Source organism: Vibrio sp. 1CM7H (assembly GCF_023161645.1).
Taxonomy (GTDB): domain Bacteria; phylum Pseudomonadota; class Gammaproteobacteria; order Enterobacterales; family Vibrionaceae; genus Vibrio; species Vibrio diabolicus.
Genome location: NZ_JALNTV010000001.1, coordinates 1,695,845 through 1,719,002, shown reverse-complemented (window position 1 = coordinate 1,719,002; position 23,158 = coordinate 1,695,845). Strand labels below are relative to the sequence as shown.

20 protein-coding genes and 1 pseudogene are annotated in these 23,158 nt (G+C 45.1%); 7 read left to right on the top strand and 14 right to left on the bottom strand.

Annotated elements, in window-relative coordinates; all coding sequences use genetic code 11:
* Positions 1-6 precede the first annotated feature (6 nt).
* Positions 7-675, bottom strand: coding sequence for a CatB-related O-acetyltransferase (catC, locus tag MSG33_RS07505; protein WP_248380435.1), 669 nt, complete (start codon positions 673-675; stop codon positions 7-9).
* Positions 676-763: 88 nt separating this feature from the next.
* Between catC and MSG33_RS07500 the strand changes: the two genes are divergently transcribed.
* Positions 764-1,690: a LysR family transcriptional regulator gene (locus tag MSG33_RS07500; RefSeq protein WP_248380434.1), complete on the top strand. Its 927-nt coding sequence runs from the start codon at positions 764-766 to the stop codon at positions 1,688-1,690.
* A 22-nt stretch (positions 1,691-1,712) separates the two neighbouring features.
* Positions 1,713-2,378 carry a peptidase E gene (locus tag MSG33_RS07495; protein ID WP_248380433.1) on the top strand — a complete coding sequence of 222 codons (666 nt, stop codon included), beginning with the start codon at positions 1,713-1,715 and terminating at the stop codon, positions 2,376-2,378.
* 89 nt (positions 2,379-2,467) lie between these two features.
* Here the strand turns inward: MSG33_RS07495 and MSG33_RS07490 are convergent, their stop codons facing one another.
* The 3 genes from MSG33_RS07490 to murQ all read right to left on the bottom strand — a co-directional run bounded on the left by MSG33_RS07490 (position 2,468) and on the right by murQ (position 6,057).
* Positions 2,468-3,523 carry a porin gene (locus MSG33_RS07490; RefSeq protein ID WP_025589113.1) on the bottom strand — a complete coding sequence of 352 codons (1,056 nt, stop codon included), beginning with the start codon at positions 3,521-3,523 and terminating at the stop codon, positions 2,468-2,470.
* Positions 3,524-3,671: 148 nt separating this feature from the next.
* Positions 3,672-5,126: a PTS N-acetylmuramic acid transporter subunit IIBC gene (murP, locus tag MSG33_RS07485; RefSeq protein ID WP_104970362.1), complete on the bottom strand. Its 1,455-nt coding sequence runs from the start codon at positions 5,124-5,126 to the stop codon at positions 3,672-3,674.
* Positions 5,127-5,154: 28 nt separating this feature from the next.
* On the bottom strand, positions 5,155-6,057 hold the full coding sequence (murQ, locus tag MSG33_RS07480; RefSeq protein WP_248380432.1) for an N-acetylmuramic acid 6-phosphate etherase: 903 nt from the start codon (positions 6,055-6,057) through the stop codon (positions 5,155-5,157).
* A gap of 242 nt (positions 6,058-6,299) precedes the next feature.
* On the opposite strand from murQ, the gene MSG33_RS07475 reads away from it, so the two are divergent.
* Complete coding sequence (locus tag MSG33_RS07475; RefSeq protein WP_248380431.1) at positions 6,300-7,151, top strand: SIS domain-containing protein; 852 nt, start codon at positions 6,300-6,302, stop codon at positions 7,149-7,151.
* A 19-nt stretch (positions 7,152-7,170) separates the two neighbouring features.
* Here MSG33_RS07475 and mpaA read toward each other — a convergent pair whose 3' ends face one another.
* Positions 7,171-7,881: a murein tripeptide amidase MpaA gene (gene mpaA / locus MSG33_RS07470; protein WP_053808187.1), complete on the bottom strand. Its 711-nt coding sequence runs from the start codon at positions 7,879-7,881 to the stop codon at positions 7,171-7,173.
* Positions 7,882-8,022: 141 nt separating this feature from the next.
* On the opposite strand from mpaA, the gene MSG33_RS07465 reads away from it, so the two are divergent.
* A complete protein-coding gene (locus MSG33_RS07465; RefSeq protein ID WP_248380430.1) occupies positions 8,023-9,648 on the top strand; it encodes an ABC transporter substrate-binding protein in 1,626 nt (541 codons plus the stop codon).
* 62 nt (positions 9,649-9,710) lie between these two features.
* On the opposite strand, the gene MSG33_RS07460 is transcribed toward MSG33_RS07465, so the two are convergent.
* A complete protein-coding gene (locus tag MSG33_RS07460) occupies positions 9,711-10,295 on the bottom strand; it encodes a flavodoxin family protein (RefSeq protein ID WP_248380429.1) in 585 nt (194 codons plus the stop codon).
* Between the two features lie 230 nt (positions 10,296-10,525).
* On the opposite strand from MSG33_RS07460, the gene MSG33_RS07455 reads away from it, so the two are divergent.
* Positions 10,526-10,864 carry a hypothetical protein gene (locus tag MSG33_RS07455; RefSeq protein ID WP_248380563.1) on the top strand — a complete coding sequence of 113 codons (339 nt, stop codon included), beginning with the start codon at positions 10,526-10,528 and terminating at the stop codon, positions 10,862-10,864.
* Positions 10,865-11,104: 240 nt separating this feature from the next.
* Here MSG33_RS07455 and MSG33_RS07450 read toward each other — a convergent pair.
* Positions 11,105-11,218, bottom strand: a pseudogene (locus MSG33_RS07450) (mechanosensitive ion channel family protein); the annotation flags it as partial.
* A gap of 58 nt (positions 11,219-11,276) precedes the next feature.
* On the opposite strand from MSG33_RS07450, the gene MSG33_RS07445 reads away from it, so the two are divergent.
* Entirely contained in the window at positions 11,277-11,705 is a 429-nt protein-coding gene (locus tag MSG33_RS07445; protein ID WP_248380428.1) for a hypothetical protein, read from the top strand.
* A 120-nt stretch (positions 11,706-11,825) separates the two neighbouring features.
* Complete coding sequence (locus MSG33_RS07440; RefSeq protein ID WP_029832907.1) at positions 11,826-12,131, top strand: hypothetical protein; 306 nt, start codon at positions 11,826-11,828, stop codon at positions 12,129-12,131.
* A 349-nt stretch (positions 12,132-12,480) separates the two neighbouring features.
* Here MSG33_RS07440 and MSG33_RS07435 read toward each other — a convergent pair whose 3' ends face one another.
* The 7 genes from MSG33_RS07435 to MSG33_RS07405 form a co-directional block, all read right to left on the bottom strand.
* On the bottom strand, positions 12,481-13,074 hold the full coding sequence (locus MSG33_RS07435; protein ID WP_012842403.1) for a mechanosensitive ion channel family protein: 594 nt from the start codon (positions 13,072-13,074) through the stop codon (positions 12,481-12,483).
* Between the two features lie 510 nt (positions 13,075-13,584).
* Positions 13,585-15,699 carry a type I secretion system permease/ATPase gene (locus tag MSG33_RS07430; RefSeq protein WP_203343135.1) on the bottom strand — a complete coding sequence of 705 codons (2,115 nt, stop codon included), beginning with the start codon at positions 15,697-15,699 and terminating at the stop codon, positions 13,585-13,587.
* A 15-nt stretch (positions 15,700-15,714) separates the two neighbouring features.
* Positions 15,715-17,628, bottom strand: a complete 1,914-nt coding sequence (locus tag MSG33_RS07425; protein WP_248380427.1) for an EAL domain-containing protein — start codon at positions 17,626-17,628, stop codon at positions 15,715-15,717.
* A 5-nt stretch (positions 17,629-17,633) separates the two neighbouring features.
* The gene (locus tag MSG33_RS07420) at positions 17,634-18,317 is read right to left on the bottom strand and encodes a transglutaminase-like cysteine peptidase (protein ID WP_005392134.1); all 684 of its coding nucleotides are present in this window, start codon (positions 18,315-18,317) and stop codon (positions 17,634-17,636) included.
* A gap of 114 nt (positions 18,318-18,431) precedes the next feature.
* Positions 18,432-19,823 carry an HlyD family type I secretion periplasmic adaptor subunit gene (locus MSG33_RS07415; RefSeq protein ID WP_005392136.1) on the bottom strand — a complete coding sequence of 464 codons (1,392 nt, stop codon included), beginning with the start codon at positions 19,821-19,823 and terminating at the stop codon, positions 18,432-18,434.
* A 172-nt stretch (positions 19,824-19,995) separates the two neighbouring features.
* A complete protein-coding gene (locus MSG33_RS07410; protein WP_248380426.1) occupies positions 19,996-21,222 on the bottom strand; it encodes a response regulator in 1,227 nt (408 codons plus the stop codon).
* Positions 21,215-23,089: an ATP-binding protein gene (locus MSG33_RS07405; protein WP_248380561.1), complete on the bottom strand. Its 1,875-nt coding sequence runs from the start codon at positions 23,087-23,089 to the stop codon at positions 21,215-21,217. Before MSG33_RS07405 ends, MSG33_RS07410 begins: the two co-directional genes overlap by 8 nt.
* Positions 23,090-23,158 lie beyond the last annotated feature (69 nt).

The window sequence follows — 23,158 nt, the reverse complement described above, 5'->3', positions numbered from 1 at the left end:
TTTTGTTTATCTACAATACAAATCGACAATGTGCTCTTGATAGTAGTCCGCAAGCGCACCGACTTGGCTGCTACACATTACTTTCATTGCTTGTTTAATGTGTTCTATTGGCCAGTTCCACCATTGGATATTGAGTAGAGTTTCAATCTCTTTATCGCCGAATCGTTGACGTACGACTTGGTTGTTTCCAACCACCACCGAATAAGGTTGGACGTCTTTCGTCACTACGGTGCGTGCTCCGATGACGGCTCCATCGCCGATGTTTACTCCGGGCATGATCATCGCCTCGCTGCCAATCCAAACATCGTTCCTCACCACCGTGTCTCCGGCACGCTCGAAACCGTCTTGCACGCCTTCTCCAAATTCTTCAGGAGAGAAGGGGAAGGTCGAAATCCAGTCAATGCGATGACCTTGATTTCCTGCCATCATGAAGGTGGCTCCAGAAGCGATGGAACAAAACTTGCCAATGATTAATTTGTCGATACTATCGGGTTCTCTACTTTGCCATTCTTGAAGTGTGACGGGGTCACCCAACAAGTAGCGTACCGCTTGCTCTTCGAAGCTTTTTTGATGATAGAAGCCCGAGTAATAGCTGTAATCGCCAACGATGATATTGGGATTTGTGATGTGATCTTTAATGACTTGACCTTTTAACCACGTGTCGAAAACACTCATAACTCATCCTTTCAAATTTAGGTTGTACAGAGTTTAGAGGCTTTCTATTATTTCCAGTAGTTTGATTTTAGAGATTCAGAATTACTGTATGGAAATAAAATGGCTCAGCTACGTACCACTTTATGTTGCTTTGTGCGAGGAGCGAAGTATTGCTGGCGCAGCAAAGCGACTGAATTGTTCGAATGCGCATGTAAGTCGGCAACTTAAACAGCTTGAAGAGATATTGTCGGTGCAGCTTATTCAGCGAACTACGCGCCAGTTTAATTTGACCTACGATGGTTTGCGGTTTTATCAGCAGGTAAAGCAACTGCTCGAAGGCGCTGAGCAGATCAATGAGCAAGTCATGGCAAACGAGATCGTATCGGGAAAATTGAGAATAGCGGCGTCTGCTTCTTTCGGAGCCGCGTTACTCAGCCAAACATTGATAGAGTTTCGATTGCAACATCCACAAGTGAGCGTCGAAGTGATCTTCACAGAGACACCTCTCGACTTGATTGAGGCTGGGTTTGATATCGCATTCTACTTTACCGATACTCCTCCAGAGGGATACGTCGGCCATCAGCTACGCACTTTACACTGTAAACCGATCGCTCATCGCTCTTATTTAGCTGATAAACCAAATGTAAGTACGCCAGAGGAGCTTTGCGACTTGAAGCACATCCTTTATAAAAGTCGTGACTTGGTGTTAGATAAATGGATGTTTACGCATAAGCAAACTCAGCAGCAGTACAGCATTGAGTTAGAAAGTACGCTGAGTTTTAATCTTGTCCAGTCCATGTTGGATGCTACTTTGGCTGGCTGTGGTGTAGCCATGTTAGATGAATTTGCATTGGCTAAACTCGAACTTGCACAAAAAGAACAACTCGTGAGTTTGCTGCCAGATTGGCAAACGGATGCGATTTTGCCGCTTTATCTGCTTTACCCAAAACGTGAGCACTTACCAAGAAGAACGCGAGCGTTCATTGATCACTTTAGGAACATATATTCTGTCGGCGAATTGCGACAGCAAACTTAGTAACAATAGAGGAAGCAAAGGAATGCGAAAACACTGTATTGCGATTGGTGGTGGTGGCTGGATGATGGGAGAGAATCCGAGTCCGCTCGATCAATACATTTTGTCTTTGTCTGGTAAGGAGAATCCAAACATTTGTTTTCTACCGACAGCCACGGGAGACGCCGATGAAGTGATTGAACGTTTTTACGATGCGAAGCTTAGTGAGAACGCAACCCATTTTCCGCTGTTTAAGTTTGATGCTGGTTGGAAAGAAACGCTATTTGAACAAGATATCATTTACGTCGGTGGCGGTAATACGCGTTCGATGTTGGCCATTTGGCGCGAATGGGGAATCGATAGAATACTCAAGCAGTGCTATGAACAAGGCATCATCATTTGTGGCATGAGCGCTGGTTCAATTTGTTGGTTTGAGTTTGCGGTGACAGACAGTGATCCCGAAGCATACCAAGTTATGCGTTGTCTCGGATTAATTGACGGTTTGGCTGTGGCGCATTTTTCTCATGTAGGTGAGAAGTTCGAGGTTTTCCAAGCCTTTGCTCGTTCTCAACCGAGCATCACTTGTTATGGCATTCAAGATTATGCGGCATTGCACTTTGTTGATGGAAAATTGTTAGCTACTGTCACCAGCCTTCCTGATGCAGGCGTGTTGGTTAAAACAGGTAACGAAGAAAACATATTACGAGGGTGAGCTTCTTCAAATCAGCATTAAAGGCAATAACTACTGATCGGACACAGAAGAAGCTCATGGATTCAGCTAACTTACATTAAGTATCGTGCTTACAGCTCGTAACGCAGACCTAAGTGGTAGTAGCTTTCGTCTGCGTGCGCACCGCCAAACGAGACTTCTTGTCCATTGCTGTAGCCACGCGAACCGTTACGATCAACGTAGTTTGTGTAGATAGAAGAACGAGGCGTCAGTTTGTATTGCACTTCTAGCGTTGTATCTTTCAGCTCTAGCTCGTCACCATCACTGTTTTCTAAAGAACGATAACCAGCACGCAGTGCCCATTTGTCATTTACACTGTAAACCGCCGTCAGTTCCATCACTTTGTCGGTACTAGTTTGTGAGTAATAGCCCTCAAGTTCATCTTCCGAGTACAACGCACCCAACATCAAATCACCTAGGTAGTAACGCGTACCTGCGCCCCAGAATGTGTAATCGGTGTCGTTGCTTTCACGTGCATCACCTTTATTTTTCTGCATCGCCACCACTGGCGCCAAGGTACCCAAATTCCCCATGTCTAGCGTATAACGCAGTGCAGCGTTGTAACCGTAGTCGAGCTCAGAAGTGTTGTTTCCTAAAATGTACGCGACAGAAAAGTCGAAATTACCTAGGCTGTTTTGATATTGCAGCGTGCCATCTTGACGGAAAACTTGCGTCGCGGTTTTGTCGACTTTATTCGCTTGGCGCGCCATAGAAACATCGGAAGAGGCGAACACATCACCAATGTCGGTAAACATAATCAATCCAGATGCCACGCGACCACCAGTAATGCGACCATAATCTTTCGCATCAATACCCGCCCATACATAACGTGCGGTCAGAGACGGTTTGTCGTTTACTTGGTTTGCGTATTCAGCGGCACCCACTTGGTATTGCGCTTGGCCGATGATCGACGCGTACTCGTTGATGGTTTGTGAACCGTTTAAACCAATACGGCCATCAAACTCGCCATTTGCATCGCCGTGCTCATCATTTTTACTGGTGACATTGAAACCAAGACGAGAGTAAATATTTAAAACTGACCCATCTTCCGCTTGATACAGCTGCGCTGCCATTGCGTTTGATGCCATCAATGTTGGGATAAGTAGAGTCAAAATGTGCTTTTTCATGATTAACGACCTTTCATTTCTATTGTTTTAGGTACGACAAAGCCCCTTCCGAGTAACGGAATAAGAAAAATTGTCGTGAAGTAGAGAGAGGGTGCGCCCTTGTTTGCCAAGGGCGCGAGCTAGTCCATTCCTATAGGGGAAGAATGATTTAGCTTAAATCGACGTCTTTGCTGCCAAAGAAGTAAGTCGCGAGGAAGCCAACGATGTAAGAGATAAGCAGGCCAGCAACAAACACCATCATGCCCGGGAAGATGCCATTTTCTGATGTCATGAGAGGAATCGCCACGATACCGGACGGGCCAAACACCGTATTAAGACCAACTGGCAAGCCAAGGTAAGAAACTAAGCCGATAAAGAAGCCGCCCGCAGCACCACCAATACAAGCGGTAACGAATGGTTTTACGCGTGGTAATGTCACGCCGTAAATCAATGGTTCGCCAATACCTAGAAGGCCAGGAATAATAGCGCCTTTAACTTGAGTGCGCAGTAGAGCGCCTTTTTTGGCTTTGAAATACAGCGCCATTGACGCGCCAACCTGACCGCCACCAGCCATCGCCAAGATAGGAAACAGCGAGTTAAAACCCTGTGCTTCCATCAATGCAAAATACACTGGAACAAAACCCTGGTGGATGCCAAATACCACAGAAATTAAGAACAAACCTGCCAAGATTGCAGCGCCTAATGGGTTATCGTTCAAGTTGAGGAACAACCAAGACATCCCTTTAAACAGCTCGCCGCCGATCGGCATGATGATCAAGAAGGTTACCGCACCCATGATCAATAGAGTAATAACGGACGTTAAGATCATGTCCAGATCATCAGGCATGTATTGACGAACCTTACGCTCGACTTGCGCACCGATGATCGCCGCCAAAAGTACGCCGATAATGTTGCCGCGCGGATCAATCGCAAAGCCGAAAAACTCGTTCATGCCAGAATAAATGCCGGATGTCGCCTCTGGGTTGTAACCCAGCACAAACAAAGAGGCGAGAATGGCACCATTAACACCAGAGCCGCCAAACGCTTGCTGCGCGTTGTAACCAATCAGAATACTTAGGAAAGCAAACAGACCCTTACCAAAGACTTTCATGTAGGCGATCAAATCCAACATAAACTGGCTTGGTGTCTGGTCGAGAACAAACATCTGTTCCAATAACGTCGCAAAACCTAGCAACAAACCAGCGGCAATAAAGCCAGGGATCAACGGCGTAAAGATGGTAGCAAACTTGCTTAAAAAACGCTGAACCGCACTGGTTTGCTTGCTCTTCATCTGTTTTTTCTGCTCGGCCGCGACGGCAGAAAGATCTTGTTGCGGCATATCTGCTTCTTCACTATCACCAGAAGTTAAGCTGTCGATCAATTGATTCATCATCTCAGCCGCTTGTTGAGCTTTTCCGGGACCGAGAATGATCTGAAATTGCTCATCGCTTTCCACCACACCCATTACGCCGGGAATCTGCTTGATAACTGACTGATCAGCCAAACCATTGTTGGCGAGCGATAAACGCAAACGCGTCATACAGTTACCACATTTGCTTACGTTGCTACTGCCACCCACTGCGGACAGCAACTGCGATACTGTGTTTGAAGTTATTTTTGCCATAGGGTCTATCCTTCAGAACTCGGATTATTTAGTTATTATTTAGTGCTGCGCGAATAAAACCGTTGTGCGCGGCGAGGCGTGATTTGGCTTGTTTGGCATCCAAATCGGCCAAAATCATTAAGATGGCGGTTTTGCAGTGGCGATCGCATGCAGTTAATGCTCGCTCTGCTTCTTCTTTTGATGCGCCGGTTGCTTCGACAACAATGTTGGTTTGGCGTTGGATGAGCTTGGCGTTAGTGGCTTCTACATCCACCATTAAGTTACCAAACACCTTACCGCTACGAATCATTGCGCCTGTCGTGAGCATGTTTAGCACCAGTTTTTGTGCGGTGCCGGCTTTCATACGAGAAGACCCAGTGACAACCTCTGCGCCAACTATCGGCAGAATCGCGATGTCGGCCGCTTTTGCCATGGCACATTCTGGATTACAGGCGATAGATGCGGTCGTGGCTCCGATGTATTTAGCGTACTCCAAACCACCTAGCACATAAGGTGTACGGCCACTTGCAGCTATGCCTACAACCACGTCATGCTTGGTGAGGTGAAGCGCTTTTAAGTCGTCTTGACCCATTTTCACGTCGTCTTCTGCGTTTTCTACCGCTTTCAAAATCGCTTGGTGTCCACCAGCAATTAAGCCAATCACCATATCTGGGTGCGTGCCGTAGGTAGGAGGACACTCGCTCGCATCAAGAATGCCTAAGCGGCCTGATGTGCCAGCTCCCATGTAAACCAAACGGCCACCATTGGCGAACGCTTGGGTAATTGCATCAACCGTCTTTGCAATTTGTGGTAGTACCGCTTTGACCGCGAGCGCGACTTTTTGATCCTCTTCATTAATGACTTGCAGCATCTCGATGGTCGAAAGCGTATCAATCTCTGCACTGGCTGGATTACGGCTTTCTGTCACCAATCGGCTTAAATCAATTTTCATGTTTTACACTCTTCGTAATGTTCAATCTGAGGGCGATTCTATGGAATAAAATATTCTGTTTTGGTGATAAAAATCACACTTGAGGTTATTCTTTGTGTAGGCGAAATTTGGAATAATGAGAGAAAATATACGTCCATTACATCCGGTATAAACTGGCTTGGTTAGAATAATCATGTAGTTAAATCAAACTCCAATTATTTTTGTTTTGGAATAATTTATTTAAATTTTTTGAGGTTTTTGTTGTGTCAGTTGTCAATAAGATAGTCGCGAGGCGTACTCAGCTTTCGCAAAGTGGTCGTTTGGTCGGCGATTGGATTGTTGAAAACGCAGAAAAGGCCGCGCTGCTCACTAGCCAAGAACTTGCGGCGCAAGTAAAAGTGAGTCAATCGAGCATTGTGAAATTTACTCAGCGTATCGGCTTTAAAGGCTACAGCGAGTTTAAGTTAGCTCTGAACGAAGAGATTGGCCGTAAGCATGCGATGCAGTCGACACCGCTGCACAGTGATATTTTGGCAGACGATCCCATCGCGGTTATTTCACAAAAGCTGGTGAGAGCAAAAACAGATGCTATGTTTCAAACCACCAATGCGCTGTCTTATGAAGCGTGTCACCAAGCGGTGAAATGGTTGAGTGAAGCGCGTCGAGTGCAAGTGGTCGGGATTGGGGGCTCTGCACTGACCGCGAAGGATTTAAGCTTTAAACTGCTTAAACTTGGTATTACGGCGCTTTCTGAACAAGACAGCCACGTGCAGATTGCTGTTGCCCGCACGCTCTCTCCAGAAGATGTTCAGATCGCAATCTCGTTTTCGGGTGAGCGCAAAGAAATTCTCGTCGCGGCAGAAGCGGCAAAAGAGCAGGGCGCGAAGGTGATTGCGTTATCTGCTCCTGGGAGAAGCCGCTTGCGCGGTATTGCCGATATTACGTTTGATACGATTGCCAATGAAACGGAACATCGCAGCTCATCCATTGCTTCACGCACCGCGCAAAACGTGATCACCGATTTGCTGTTTATCATCTTGGTTCAGCAAAGAGACGACAGTGCCCGTCAGTTGATCAGCGATATCAGTACTGATATCAAGCAGATCCTCACATGATCGCTTGTTCAACAGTGGACTAAAGATCCGGATCGTGCCTCAGCAAAGCAATAAAAGCGGAGAGATGTTTTTCAATGGTGAGATCGGCAGAAATTGCCGGTAACTCCAACGTGATGCAAGGTAAATCACGTTCACTACACCAAGTGCCGAATGAGCCGGGTGTTTCGTAGTCGACATCGTCTACGATTGGCAGCTGGAACTGCTCGCCGAGCCATTTGGCAAGGTCGGAATGTTTGGGATCATCTACAAACGCAAGCGGTTCATGAAACGACACCACAAACTTTGGCTTGCGCAGTTCAATCAAGTTAATTAATGCGCTAACTTCTGGCTCTAGCTGGTTTTTAGTGCCAGTTTTCACTTTTACGTCTCGAACGGGTGTGTGAGAACTCCATCGATACACTGTGCCATGCTCAGTCCAATTTTGGGTTGGAAACGCGCGATTGAGGTCCACTTGGTTTGCATTTGCGCGTGTGCCTAGCTGGTTGCCGTCCGGATTCAGTGACAGAATCACATCATGTCGTAAGTTTTCAGCAGGCAAGCTTCTTAGCGCGCAGGACAAACCTGCAATCGAGGCCGTCTCATCCCCGTGAGTGCCTGCTAAAATCAAACCTCGCGAAGCACTTTCGACTTGTGCCGGAAAATACAGTAATGGCGCACCAAGCACGGATTGACCGTATATTGTTGGCCGAATTAAAAATGCCGCTCTTTCCGTTCTTGGAATTAGACTCACCGTAATCTCCTGATTGATGAAGTAGTATCAATATCTAAGCTAATTAAACCTAGCTAAACCGAACCGTTTAAACTCGTCAACGGTTGAAATGTTAATTGTGGCACTTGCTTCACAAGACGCGTTAGGAGAACGAAAAACGATATGGATTTTAAAAAACATTCAACGGCGTTGCTGATTTCCTCTTTATTCACCCCTTTTCTTGCTACATCGGTTGCTGCGGAGACCTTACCTAAAGGCATTCAACTTGCCGCAGAACAGCATTTAGTACGTGCGAATGACGCAGAGGCGGCGACGCTTGACCCAGCGAAAGCCGAAGGTCTGCCAGAAATGCATGTGATTCGTGACTTATTTGAAGGGCTTGTGATTCAAGATCGTGACGGAAACATCATTCCCGGTGTGGCAGAATCATGGGAAACCAACGACAACCAAACCTTTACTTTTCACTTGCGCAAAGACGCGAAATGGTCGAATGGCGAGCCTGTGACAGCGGATGATTTTGTCTATTCACTGCGCCGAGCGGTGGATCCGAAAACCGCTTCTCCAAATGTTTGGTATCTCAAACTCACCAAGATCAAAAACATCACCGATGTAGCAGAGGGCAAAAAGCCTTTGGACGATCTCGGTATCAAGGCAGTGGATAAATACACCCTACGTTTTGAGTTGGACAGTCAAGTGCCGTACTTTGTTGCTATGACTGGGCACACGTCCATGATGCCAGTGCATCAAGCGACAGTGGAAAACCGCGACAAGCCGTGGAGCGATCCAGACCAATTTGTTAGCAACGGTGCATTCACATTGGATAAGTGGGTCGTGAATGAGCGCATTGAACTGGTTAAGAGTCCAAGTTACTGGGACAGCGCAGATACGCATCTAAACAGAGTGACTTACATTCCGTTTGAAAACCAAAACGCGTCGATCAATCGTTATGCGGCAGGAGAGTTGGATATCACGTCAGATGTGCCGACTCATATGGCGCAGAAGCTTAAACAAGATTATAAGCAGGCTTACACGGTGGTGCCATTACTGTGTACGTATTACTACGCGTTCAATACCACTCGTCCGCCATTTGATGATGCGCGAGTGCGTCAAGCGGTGTCGTACTCCATCATGCGTGATGTGATTACGAATGGTGTCACGCAAGTGGGCAACCTTCCTGCTTATACCTTTGCGCATCAGTACACCGCCGGGTTTGATGCGACGCCACCTGAATACAGTAAGTGGAGTCAGCAACAACGTGACGAGAAAGCGCGTGAACTGCTGAAAGAAGCGGGATACGGTGATGGCAAACCTTTGGATTTCAAATTGCTGTACAACACCAGTGAGGCAAACAAATCGATCGCCGTTGCAATAGCCTCGATGCTACACAAGAATCTCGGTGCAAACGTTGAGTTAGAAAACCAAGAGTGGAAGTCGTACTTGGTGGCGCGTAAACAAGGCAATTTCGATGTGATGCGTGCGTCTTGGTGCGGTGATTACAATGAAGCGTCTACTTTCCTGAGCTTACTTCGCTCAGGTTCTTCGGGTAACTTTGCACGTTACAGCAATGCAGCATACGACAACGCGATGAACAGTGCATTGGCTGCAACCGATGAGAAAGCGCGCCAAGGATTTTACGACCAAGCTGAACAGTTGCTGGCGACAGATATGCCCATCGCGCCAATCTATTACTACATGCAAGCACGTTTGGTTCGTCCTACGGTTGGCGGTTTTGCCAAGAATAACGTAGAGGGCCGTATCTACTCAAAAGACCTCTACATTAAGAAGTAGCGCTCAAAACAAGCGATAAATAAGAAGCCCCGAAGATGTATCTTACGGGGCTTCTTTTATTGCTAGCGAGTGGAGAGCTTGTCTACGAGTATTGCGACTCGTTTGCCAAGATACTCTGCTGTTGCAACATCTGAGGCATGCAACTGACCATCTTCACCGCCTTGAGCAACAATGCCACCTTGTACGCCATATCGGTTCAGATTCTGCTCGCCAGAATTGCTGATCTTATCCAATCCGACCCACATCATGCCATGCTGACTAGCTAGCGTTTGTAGGTATTGTAATGTGCAAGATTGGTCGCCATTCATTGCTCCACCACTGGTAAAGCCAGCCGCGATTTTTCCTGCCCATTTTTGGTAATACCAAGATTCACTGCTTGCATCTGCAAATGCTTTAAACTGTGCTGCTACGCCGCCCATATAGGTCGGTGAGCCAAAGATAATCGCATCGCACTCAGCAAGTTCATCTATTAGGTTAGGGTTCACAAAACGTCCCTCAATAATCTCACTGCCTTCAATACGGTGAGAGAGAATTTCAAATCCACCTTGTTGCTCAATGCCCTGTTGTTCAGCGCCAGCGGCAATCGCGCGAGCTAACTGGCCAGTAACGTCGGTTTTAGAGAAATAAATAATCGCAATTTTGGACACAATGGTTCCTTTTTCATTGTTGATTTTGAATCGTGCGAATAAGGCTAAAACCTCAAGCCAAGTTGAGGTCAAGAAGAGATTTGAGATAGATAAAGTACGAATTGGTATCTAAAGAGCTTTCTTATAGGGTAAGTCGACGGCATAACTACAGTGAATGCAACGACGATGAATGTCGTGTATAAAAGCGTTAAAGGAAGATCTTAAAGATGTAGAAAACTCTCTTGGAAACAATGATAAAGGTACCGATGCTAGTGATGATTAATAGGCGGAAAAATAGATTAAAATATGTAAACTCAGACCTGATCCAAGGCGGGAAAAGTACATTTCATCGTTTCTTAAGGCGAGGGATTATTATCATTATGGTAGGAGGCCTTTCTACAGCCTTTTCCACGGTATTTGCACACTTTATAGGGGGGATGTTTGATGTGGATATGAATGTTCATCCAGAGAGCTTAGAAGAAAAAGTGCATGCACTACTTTTTGTTTCGGTCAGTCTTGTTTTTTACCTCTTTTCTGCCCTTATCTCGCTAAATATTAGTGGGTGGCTCATAATGAAGCTAAAAATATAAGCTTAACTAAAACCATGTCCTTGTATTTTAAGGAAGATGGAACTAGTGACGATTTTTTCTTTGCTTGCACCATCTCTATTTTTTGTATTTATTTAAGGTTCGTAAAGAAGAAGCCTCCTTTGGTTAAAGTGGCGCTTTTGGTTTCGGCGATGTGTCATGTTTTTATCATGAAAGAATACAGTGGTGACCTTTCAGCTTATACGTTTTGTCTCTTCACTGTTTTTCGCCATTAACTTTGGGTTATTTCTTTCTGCGAGTATAAATACGAGATTTTGCTTTACTTGGCTCTGGCTTGCTTTTCGCCAGCTTTAGCACTGCTTTTTGTAAAATCTGGTTGTTTGGGTAAGTGATCAGCATTCAATCTCTAATTTGACTGATGGCGTTGGTACAATAAAAACAATAGGAGAATATAATGAATAGAATAGTAAGACTTTTGAAAATAGGTAGTCTCCTTACGTTTTTCTCCCTATTTTTAGTTTGGCTATTTTGTACAACACCTGATACTAGTACATTTAAGACTGTAAACTTGAGCTTGGATGAGGTGCTTTGTGCTGATTCTAGGGGATGGGGAAATGGGACAAAAGTTGCGATAATTAAAGATAAAAAAAGCAATCTACAATATTATGCAGATAGCCTGTCACCGCAGATGTGCAGATGGTTACAAACACAACTTTTAAGTACAACAACACTAACTGCTTCCGGTGCCTATGATGCTAGTTATGATCAGGGAAAAAATATTGAGTTACAACAGATATATTTAGGAAAAGAAATGATCTATCAAGATCAGTATATAACCGAAGCAGGATTTTGTAAGTATATCCCTCTATTAACATGTATATAAATTAACGTATTACGGAAGTATTGGTGCTAGCTCTTGTTGCATAAAGGATAGAGCTCAATGATGTAGCGCTGACATGTCGTGTATTAAAGTGTTAAAGGTATACTTAAAAAGGATGAGTAGATGATCGTTTTATCGAGGGGCGTATCACTGTTTCTACTATTGATGTTGGTAGTTATGCTGCACACTGAGCTTTCTATTAGCGGCGATTATTCGACTATTTATGTTTTTATCCCTTTTGCATTGGTCTATTCATTGCCTTTGCTTACCAATTCGGTTCTGCTCAAATTTAAAGCGATTATTGTAATGGCTTTTCTGGTCTCTGTGGTGCAGTGCGCAGGTATTTGGCTACAGTTTCCTGTTATGAGGGGCGCGGTCATCGGTTACTTTTTATTAATTACCATACCAATATTTTTGACTCTTTATTAGAGGGTGAAAGTGGAATAAAAAAGCCTATGTAGAAAACTCTCTTGGAAACGATGATAAAGGTACCGATACTAGTGATGAGTAATAGGCGGAACTAGTGACGATTTTTTCTTTGCTTGCACCATCTCTATTTTTTGTATTTATTTAAGGTTCGTAAAGAAGAAGCTTACTTTGGTTAAAGTGGCGCTTTTGGTTTCGGCGATGTGTCATGTTTTTATCATGAAAGAATACAGTGGTGACCTTCAGCTTATACGTTTTGTCTCTTCACTGTTGTTCTCCATTAACTTTGGGTTATTTGTGACTACCAAGTGATATTAAAAAGCCGATGTAGATACATCGGCTTTTTAGTGGGTTATTTCTTTCTGCGAGTATAAATCCGAGATTTTGCTTTACTTGGCTCTGGCTTGTTTTTCGCCAGCTTTAGCACTGCTTTTTGCAAAATCTGGTTGTTTGGGTAAGTGATCAAGTTACCGTTATCGTGCTTAATTAACACGTGAAACATACTGATTTCTTGAATCTCGCCGCTGATGTCTTCGTCTTTGTCTACGACTTTAATGCGATCGCCCACTCGGTATGGGAAGACAAAAAAGATCAAAAAGCTGGCAGTGATGTTGCTCAGAATTGACCATTGCGCAATAAACGCCACACCCAATACGGCGAAAATGGACGATAGGAACAATGACACATCGCCATAGCCAATCCCGGTGATAATGGCAAAAACAGACGCGGTTAAAAATAAAAGCACGACGTTAAAACAACGCTGAATAAAACTCAGGCGGGCCTTTTTTACACCTTTTGAGGTCGCTAAGTTTAAAATGGCTCGATTGACGATTCTCTTCAGAATGCGATAAGCAATCAGGACAATAATGCCCATTAAGACTTTGTACCCGAGAGAGCCAGCGGTGAAATACTGGCTCACTTGATCTAGATGGATCCAATCATTCATTTCTTCAACTCGACGATATTAAGAAAACCGCTGTTATAGCTGATTTTCTGATGTAAGTAATCACAAATTTTCTCTCTCCATTTTTCGTCTCTCTACCTAGGAACTTCGCCCTAGAGCCTACGGAGAGTTGTAGAGTTTTATCAATAGTGTGCAGAGCTTTGCTTCTGTTTGCGCTCACCGCATATATTCAGCCAAAGTTGATGCGGTTTTAAAGTGTTTAATGTTTGAGCTGTATCTCATATCCGGTATTGTATGAGGCTAGGAGCGTATAAACGTGCTGAATATGATTTTTGTCCTGATAACCTAAGACGTGTTGAGTGAAATGGCTTGCTAGGATATCTATCAAATGGAAGAAGATGAAAAGGCGATTATGATGTTGGTAGTGATTGTGGGGCTAGTGCTCGTTTGGATAGTGCTTGAAGAGCTTAACTATCTTGGATTCTCAATAAAATAAGCCCCGTTAAACATGAGTCAAACGGGGCCTTTCTCTTTTGTAAATGCTAATTTCGGTTAGCTAACCGCACGTACTTTGCCTTGCTTCAGGTCATTCAGCACTTGCGCTTTAGGACCATCAGCAATGATGCTGCCTTTCTCCATCACAATCACTCGATCAACGATGTCGAGCATCGACGTTTTATGCGTAATCAGTATCAATGTTTCGCTCGGTTTGAGCTGAGATAGCTGGTGCTTAATATGCATTTCAGAGCGGTTATCCATCGCGCTGGTCGGTTCATCCATAAGTAGGACGGGAGGACGGCCCAAAAATGCACGAGCAATCGTGACGGCTTGACGTTGACCACCAGAAAGCATCGCACCACCTTCACCTACTTGACGTTCTAAACCAGCTGGATCCGATTGTGTAAATGCGGTCACGCCTGCACGGTTTGCTGCATCAAGCACGTCTCGGTCATCCGTTAGTGGACGACCCAAGGTAATATTGTCGCGAATCGAACCGTAGAATAGATTCGAATCTTGAGGTACACAGCCGATGTTACGTCGAACATCAACGTGGTGAAGCTGTGCAATATCAGTATCATCGATACGTACGTGCCCCTCTGTTGGCTTATACAAGCCCATAATCAAGCGCTCTAACGTTGTCTTACCCGAACCAATCCGACCGATTATCGCGACTTTTTCACCAGGATTTATCGTGAGAGAAATGTTACGTATAGACGCGACAGGAGAGTCTGGGTAATGAAACGTTACGCGATCAATTTCAATCTTACCTTGGATGATTGGGCGATGGATGTAGCGTTTCCCTTCTTCTTGCTCGTCTGGCATTTCCATGACTTGATTGATAATCGTCATAGAAGACTTCGCCTGGTTGTAGCGCGTTGAGAGCAAAGACAGCTGAACCAAAGGCCCTATGGCGCGACCACTCAACATGGTTGCGGCGATTAAGCCACCCATAGTGAGCTCACCCTCTGCAATCAGATAAACACCGAGAATGATCATCCCAACGTTACTACTTTGTTGTACGAAGCCAGCCGCGTTCTGGATGCTGTCGGTAATGCGGCGGCTTTTTATGTTCCAGTTCGCCATGTGCGCCACCGCTTCTTCCCAACGGTATTGGAATTGGCTTTGCGCGCTGAGCATTTTTACGGTTTCTAGCCCCGCTAGACTCTCAATTAAGTTGGCGTATTTTTGCGATGCTAAGCGTGACCCTTCCTCTATAGAGCGACGCAGCGGTCCTTGTATCAGTAGCGAATGGACAATCAAAATGACCACGCCGACCATTGGAACATACACAAGATCGCCAGCCATTAGCCATATAATCACCAAGAACAGAATGGCAAAAGGCAGGTCAATTAGGGCACTGACGGTTGCAGACGTGAAGAATTCTCGAATAGATTCAAACTCTTGAAGATGGCGAGCGAATGCGCCGACCGAAGGCGGCTTGGACTCCATTCGGATGCCCATCACTTTGCTGAACAGCTTGGAGGAAATCAGAATGTCAGACTTCTTTCCTGCGACATCAATAAAGTAGTTTCTCAACGATTTGAGTATGAAATCGAATAGAAAGACAACAAAGATGCCGCTTGCCAATACCCATAAGGTTTCAAACGCGAGATTCGGTACCACTTTGTCGTACACCAAACGAGTGAACAGCGGGGCGGCAACGGCAAAGAGGTTGATGAGAAGTGAGGCGATTAAAACATCGCGGTAGATACGTTTTGACTGCCACAAGGTTGACCAAAACCAGTGACCTTCGTTGGTTTTGAGCACCTCGGGAGAGCGTTCATCGAAACGGAATTGCTTTTTAACTAAAAAGTAGCGACCAGTGTACTGCTCAAGCAGGTCTTCTAATGGAATGGAGATTGGCACCATTCCACTTTCTAAGGTGGTGACTTCGGCTTCGCGTGTCTCCGCGTTAATGCTGTTGAGAACGCATGAGTCACCGCCTTTAAGAACTAAGATTGCCGGCAGAATCAGGCTGGAGATGTTCTCCAGCTCTGCACGGTTTTCCTTGGCAACCAATCCGGCCCTTTCCGCTGCTCTTGGTAGCAAAAATGGAGTTAGCTTGCCGTCTGAAAGCGGAAGGCCATTGACCAGCGCTTCTGGCGAGTTAGCTAACCCATAGTAACGGCTAACGTAGATGAGCGAATTCAGTAAAGGGTCTTTCATCTGTGGTAAACCTTTTTATTCCTTGTCGACGATGAATCCTTGGAATACCTCAACAAAATGCTCGGTGAGAAAGTCCAACTGGATTTGAGTTTCAATACGCGACGCGATAGTCGTAATGCCTAGGTTATGAGCAGTACGAGAAATCGACGTTAGCGTGAATTTCTGTTTTTCGTCGTGTAAGTTGTGTGTGAATAGGTAATCGAGCTTCACATAGTTAGGGCGGAACTCTTGGATGTACTCCAATGACTGGAAGTTACGTCCATAGTTATCTACGCCAAACTCAGCCCCGGATTGGCGAATGGCATTACATAACAGCGCCGTGTGGTGAGGCTGATCAATAAAACACTCTTCTGGAATTTCAAAGTGTAGCTTAGAGGCCACTTTTGCGTGTTTTTCTAACATGCTGGTGGTCCAGCGAATGAACGATGGCTGAGACAAGCTGCTTTGCGCAATATTGATCGCGACAGGATCGGTTAGCTCGCCACTTTCCAACATCTTAATCATCGACTCAATAACGTATTGGTCGAAAATATTGGTGGCGTCTAGCTGCTCTAGTGCGAATAAATATTGGTTGGCACAGAACGTTTCGCCCTCTTTTTCGATGCTTGAGAACACTTCGTTATGGAACACTTTACCCCAAGTGTTCTTCGCTGCTTGGAAGCGGAATTTAACCCAATCGCTATGAATCGCTTCTTCAACCAGCGCTTTCCACTGCTGTTTACCCATTAAGTTAGAAGGTGTGTCACTGCCGATAAAGCCGTAAGCTTTGTCTGGTTGAGCTTTGGCTTTCGAGAGCGCATTATCCACCATAGATAAGATTTCAGAGCGCGTTTTTTGGTCTTTACTATGCGCAACACCTAAGGCTGCTTTTGGTTTGGCTAGACCGGTTGGATCAGTGTTCAACCCGTTAACGCAGTTCACGATGCTGTCCGCCAAAATGCGTAGTTCGCTTTCATCCATGTGTGGGAAAAGCAGGCCAAACTCATCACTAGATAGGCGTGCAATGGTAGCTCCCGGCACATCAATGGTATTTTTCAGACGTTGAGACAGTTCTTTTACGTGGGCATCGGCGCGTTGGTAGTCTTTTGTCTCGTAAATGTCACCAATGTATTCTGCATGGAGTAGCGCGATACCCCCTTGCGTTTGCTCTGCAAGCCATTGGTCTATTTGGTTGATGTAGAACGAGCGATTACCCAGTTTGGAGATAGGGTCGAGGTAAGCTTGAGCACGCAGTCGTTGTGCCTCTTTCGCTTGCTCTTTGAATGACAGCTCAATTTGAGCAGACATCATGTTAATGCCATCTACCACCGCGATCAGATCTTTAGTTCTTGGACGAGCAAGTGGTTCACCAAATTGGTTATTAGCGATTTCATGCATTTTCTTCACGATGGCCGCTAATGGTTTTAGTGAGCGACGGAGGATGTACGAAATCGCAATTAAACCAGCCAGGAAAATGACACTGAATGCAGATAACAAACCAATAAAGCCTTGCCAGAGCTGCTCGTAAGCTGCTCCTGGGTGGCTAATGATTTCCACTTCAGCAAGTTGCATCCAACCACTGGTTACTACGCGCTTATCGTGAATGGCTTTGAATAGATTCATGTCGATAAACCATTGTGGCACCGTACTTGGTTTAACCGGGTAAGTGCGCACGATTTGGTAGTCAGAATCTAAAGCGGTAAGGCGAACAACCGAATAGGTGCTGCCGTCAAACAGAGCATTAATCACGGATTCTACCGCGACTTTATCTTTGTCTTTAAGGTAAGGAGCCAATGCCAAACCTACGGTGTTAATGGTGTTGTTGACCTCTGAACGTTGTTGTTGTTCCAAGCTGTCTCGAGTCGTGTTGAATTGGATTACGAATACTGATGCCAACAAGAGTATAAAGACCGTAACCATTCCCACTACAAGCTTCTTATATAGGGTCATGTTTCTCACTCGTCATAGTTAATTTTAGGTTTATTTAACTGCAACTTACGTTCGCGCGAGCGTAAGTCATTCCAAAGGCTCAACCGTGATGCTTTCCCAGCCAGCTCTCCAGTGCTAGCAGAAGACTTCATCAACCACAGGTTTGTACCATTAAAACTGTATATCGGTAGCAAGTCGCTACGTTTAGAGGCTCGGACAATATCAGGGTTGATATTGTCGAGAATGAGCGGCTCAGAGCTTGGGGTTGGGTAGTAAGCTAATACCATGTGAAACTGATTCAGTTCGATGGCTTTTACGTAGATCAAACGCATCTTAGAATCTGGTATTCCTAGCTCGAGTAACGAGAAGTACTTGGCGATGGTGAAATCCTCACAATCCCCTGCATTACTCCCTAAAAATTCGAGTGGCGTAGCCCAATAATCTGTCTTTCCCCACAGTTTTATGTCGTCAACAAAATACAGCTGGTTAAAAAAATCGTTGACGCCAGCGAGCTGTTCATGTGTCTCTAATTGTTTAAATAAGTCGAGGTTTTTTCGCCATGTATTTACGCGCAATCCCGCACGTTCGCCGTACACCGCTGTGACCGTATTGACCCATTGTTGTTCTTTACTGCTTAACGCACCAATTTGGAACGAAAAACAACTTAAACTGATTAATAATGTAACTTTACGCTTCAAATTGGATCGCATATTCGACTCATATCACAAGTATACTCTTCTAAAGGGTTCGTCAGTGAGAAACAAGTGCTTTTTATTTAGTCACTTATCGCTCAATACTCGCCGTTGTGAGTACCTTGGTGTGATTTACTCCTTCAAGGCGTTCGTTTTGGCACTTAAAATCGGCTTAAGTAGATATTCCAAAACGGTTCGCTTCCCTGTGATGATATCGACCGATGCCGTCATTCCTGGAATGATTGGTAAATCTGCATCTTGACCAAAATTCGTTTTATCGGTGCGGACACGAACGATGTAAAAGCTATTTCCTTCTTCATCTTGGGTTGTATCTGCGCTGATGTGCTCCAATTCACCCTCTAAGCCGCCGTACTTAGTGAAGTCGTAAGCCGTAAACTTCACGATGGCGTGTAGGTCCGGGCGCAAAAATGCAATGTCTTTGGGCGCAATTTTCGCTTCTACTAATAACGTATCTTCAGTTGGTACAATTTCGACGATATCCATGCCTGGCTGGATAACACCCCCAACGGTGTTGATGTTCAGCGTTTTGATTTTGCCTGTGACTGGCGAGTTCACAACGGTTCGATTGACTCTATCTTCTAAACCCACTGCTGATTCAACCAAGGCAGATAACTGGTCTTGGGCGCTGTTGAGCTTTTCTTGCTGTTCTGAACGGAATTTGAGCGCAACATCAATACGGTTGAGCATGGATTCTCGAATTGCTGACTTTAGTACCGGGATTTTGAGCTCACTGGAAGTCATTTCGCGGCGGGTGTCGTTGACTTGGCGTTGTAACTTGAGTAATTCAATACGAGGCACAACACCTTCATCAGCCAACGGTTTGGTGATGTCTAATTCTTTCTTCGCATATTGATAGCTTTGACGTAAGTTCCTTACTCGCGCTTCAATCTCTACTAAGTCCTGCTGCTTTTGCTGAACTTGTTGGTCAATCACCGAAAGTTGGTTGCGTAAATTGTCTAAATCTTCGCGGTACTCTGCTTTCTGGCGCTGAGTGAGTTTCGGCTGAGTTTCTTCTAAAGTTGGCGGAAAGGTCAGTTTGCCATAATCGAGTACTACGCTTTGGCGCCAGTTTTCCGTTTCAAAATCACGATTCACGGCAACACTGTTGATCGAAGCTGAGAGTTGCAGCACAGACGCAGTTAGGTTGGCAACTTGTTGTTCACGCTCACGAAAATCAGAGCGAAAGCGAGTGTCATCGATAAGAAGTAACTGCTGACCTTTTTCAACCAACTGACCTTCTTTGACTAAAATTTCTTTGACTAAGCCACCTTCTAAGTTTTGTACAACTTGAATCTGTGAAGAGGGAATGACTTTTCCCTGACCAACAGTGACCTGGTCGATTTCAGCCCAAGACGCCCAGCCTATTGCAGCAATAAAAAACAACACCATCACCCAGAGCATCAAACGTGCGCTGTTGGGGGTGTTGAGGAGCAATGCTGCAGTTTTGTCGTCAACAAAATCCAACTCTTCATTGTTGAGTTTGTTGTAGTTATCTCGGCTCATCACAGTCCCTGCTTATATAAATGCTGATTATCTTTTTGATCTTATTATTATTAACCTATCATGTCAGTATGCTCGGCGAATAAAAATATGAGACGAAGACCATTCTCTCTCCGAATGAGCGTTTTCAATGCTTCTCTAGCAAAAGAAAAGTGAAGATATCGTCAGAGTATGGCTATTGCGCCTTGAACTTGGTTTTATCCAACTGATGTTTTTTTAGTTTGTCGTACAAGGTTTTGCGTGATACCTGTAATTCTAGTTGAACCTCTTTGAGTCTGCCTCGGTGTCTTTGTAGTGCATCGAATAATAAGCAATATTCAAAGTATTCTGTGCGCTGAGTCATACTCTGAATTTCGATACTTTTTTCACTGTTCCAATCTTCCATTCGGAAGGTATCTGGCTTGAGTGCGCGAAGTTCTGCAAATTGGCGCAGCTGCTTAATATTTTCTGGCCATTCTAAATCGGTCAGATGTTTGACTTCTTCTAAGCTAATGTGTGGCGGTTGAAGCTGATAACGGCTCGCTGCGTGGCGTACAAAGTGCTTATATAAAGGTCCAATGTCTTCTTTTCTTTCATCGAGTGTCGGCAAGTGAATTAGACTAGCCAGGGCTTTGATAGACGGATCAACTTGGGTTGTTGCACCAAAAACACGCTCAAGTTTCGGGTGGTTAAATAAGCATTGCCATTGTTCATATGACACATGCTCAGCACTATGTAAGTACAAGCTGCAATGGCTTTTTCCTTCAATCAAGCGATGTATGGCTTTATCGAGAGCTTCTAATGAAAGCTCATAGAGATCCTCACCAGAAGCGGCGATTAACTCGCTGTCTGGCGTTGCATGTATGTCGTGGGCAAATTGTGCGGCGAGCCGGCGACCTGTGCCATCTTGACCAACAAAAATGATCGGCTGGTTCGTTGGTGCGCTGATCAAAGCGCGACGAATGCTCACCATGGCTTCACTGTGACCAATCATTTTCGGACCAACATGAGTTTGCATGTCGAGCTCTTTTTTAAGCCAGATGTTTTCCTGCAATAGATTCAACTTATCACCAGCGTTATTGAGCGACTTCATAAGTTGTTCCGTTGAAAAAGGCTTTTCGAGAAAGTCGTACGCGCCGCTTTTCATCGCATCTACCGCGGTTTTCACATCTCCATGTCCGGTAAGTACGATAAATTGAAAGTGATCGTTTTTGCTTCGCAACGTTCGCATGAACTCCAATCCATCCATCACAGGCATATGGATATCGGTGATGATGATCGCTGGCGTATTTGGGTCGATAACGCGCAAGGCTTCCACGGCGTTTGGTAAGCAGGTGACGTCTATCCCTTCAATAAGCAGTGCTTGAGCGACGGCATCACGAATATGTGGTTCATCATCAACAAAGAAAACGGGATTATTCATGGTTGTTTTCCACTTCTGGGTTGCGTTGGTTTTGGATAGCGATTGGCAGTGTCACGATAAAGGTCATGCCTCCTGCTTGTTGTTCCGTGTTCTGATGTTTATAAGCACTGAGTGAACCGTGATAGCTTTCTAAAATGCGTTTGGAGATGGTCAAACCTAATCCTAAGCCCTCTGGCTTAGTCGTAAAAAATGGGTCAAAGACTTTTGCTAGGGCTTCGTCCGACATGCCGGGCCCGTTGTCGGAAACAAGAATGTCACAGCTGTCATCATGACACTGAACGGCAATAGATATTTGCGGATCAATGCAGTAGTTTTCCATCGCTTGTGCAGCGTTGTGGAAGAGATTGATCAGAACTTGCTCTAACTCAACGCTGTGAATTGCTAGCTTCACATTATAATCGATGGCTGGGACTTTTAATGTCACCCCTTGTTTAATGAGTCTGTTGCTCAAAATGCTGGTGGCCGTATGTACTGCGTCGTGCAGCACCGCGATTTCATTGTGTGAATCGTGCGTGGCTTTCCGAGTGAAGACTTTTAAGCGTGCGATCACTTCCGAAATGGTGTCATTGAGTGTTAGCATTTTGCCCAAGTTGTCGGCGACCATTGGGTATTTTTCCATTGCCAACAAACGCTGCGAGTTTTCGGTATAGGTTCTTAGTGCGGAAAGTGGCTGATTTATCTCATGATTAATACTGGCAGACAGCTCACCCAACAATGCCAATTTCGCGGCTTGGGTCAACTCTTGTTGCGTTTGTTTGAGCTCTTGCTGGCTTTGCTCATATTGATGAATGGTCTGTTGTAGTTTTTGGTTGGCCTTACTCAACACTAAGGTTCGTTGCACCACTTTTTCTTCTAGGCTCACATTAAGGTCGGCTAGGCGTGCCTTGTTCACTAGTGTTTGGAACCACGCCAACGCAATCAGCGCAATGAGCGCATATAGAATCAGGAAGACGATATCAGCCTGTAAAACGGCGGCAAGGACGGTGTTGTGGTTTATCAAGGCAACGACGCGAAATCCTTTATCCAATACATGTGTCGCGTATGCGAGGTAATTGGGTGAGAGGAGCAATTGATTATCAGCAAACTCGGTGACGCCACTTTGCGCGGTAAGCTCACCAAAATACTCTGGTAAGGTATCGCCATACTGACGCGTGTCGGTAAGCTCGTTTATCGCACTCGGTGACAGCGGGAAAAGTGCACGATAGCGCCAGTTAGGCAAATTGCTCATAAACACGACATTGTGTTTATCCGTGATGAGTACGTCCGTCGTGGTTTGCGAAAGACGCTGTTCTAACTGCTCCAAGTTCACTTTTACCGTGATCACGCCAACGACCTCATCATTTACCCAAAGCGGAGATGAGAAGAAATACCCACGTTTATTTGAACGAACGCCTAACCCGACATATTGAGCTGGTTCACCGCGTCGCGCATTTTTAAAATAGGGACGATAGCTAAAGCTGGAACCAACAAACGTATCTTCTTGCTGAAAGTTACTTGAGGCAATGACTAACCCTGTGCGGTCATGAACGTAAATCGTATCGGCCAAACTTTGTTTCAACCAATCTGCTAACAATAGGTTGAGCTCGTGAGAGGGCGCTCCGCGTTCTACTGCTTTGAGTAATCTCGGATCGTGACTTAATAGGTTTGGTATCTGTTCAAACTTTGCCAGCTCGTAGTCGACTTCTTGTGACACTTGCGCCGCTTGTCTCTCTAGCTTTTGTTGCCACTGATCATGTTGGTATTGAGTTGCGTAATGATGAGTAAGCGCAAGCCCTGAAATGCCAACGGCACACAGCAGCAGTAGAAAATGACGTAGGGCTTTAGGGTTGAGTAAGTTCACGATCAGCTCACTGGTTTTTTGTGTCATGGTATCAAATGACACACTGTGATGCTGTGAGCGGCAACGATAACAAGCATAATGATGTCCTTGTATTTC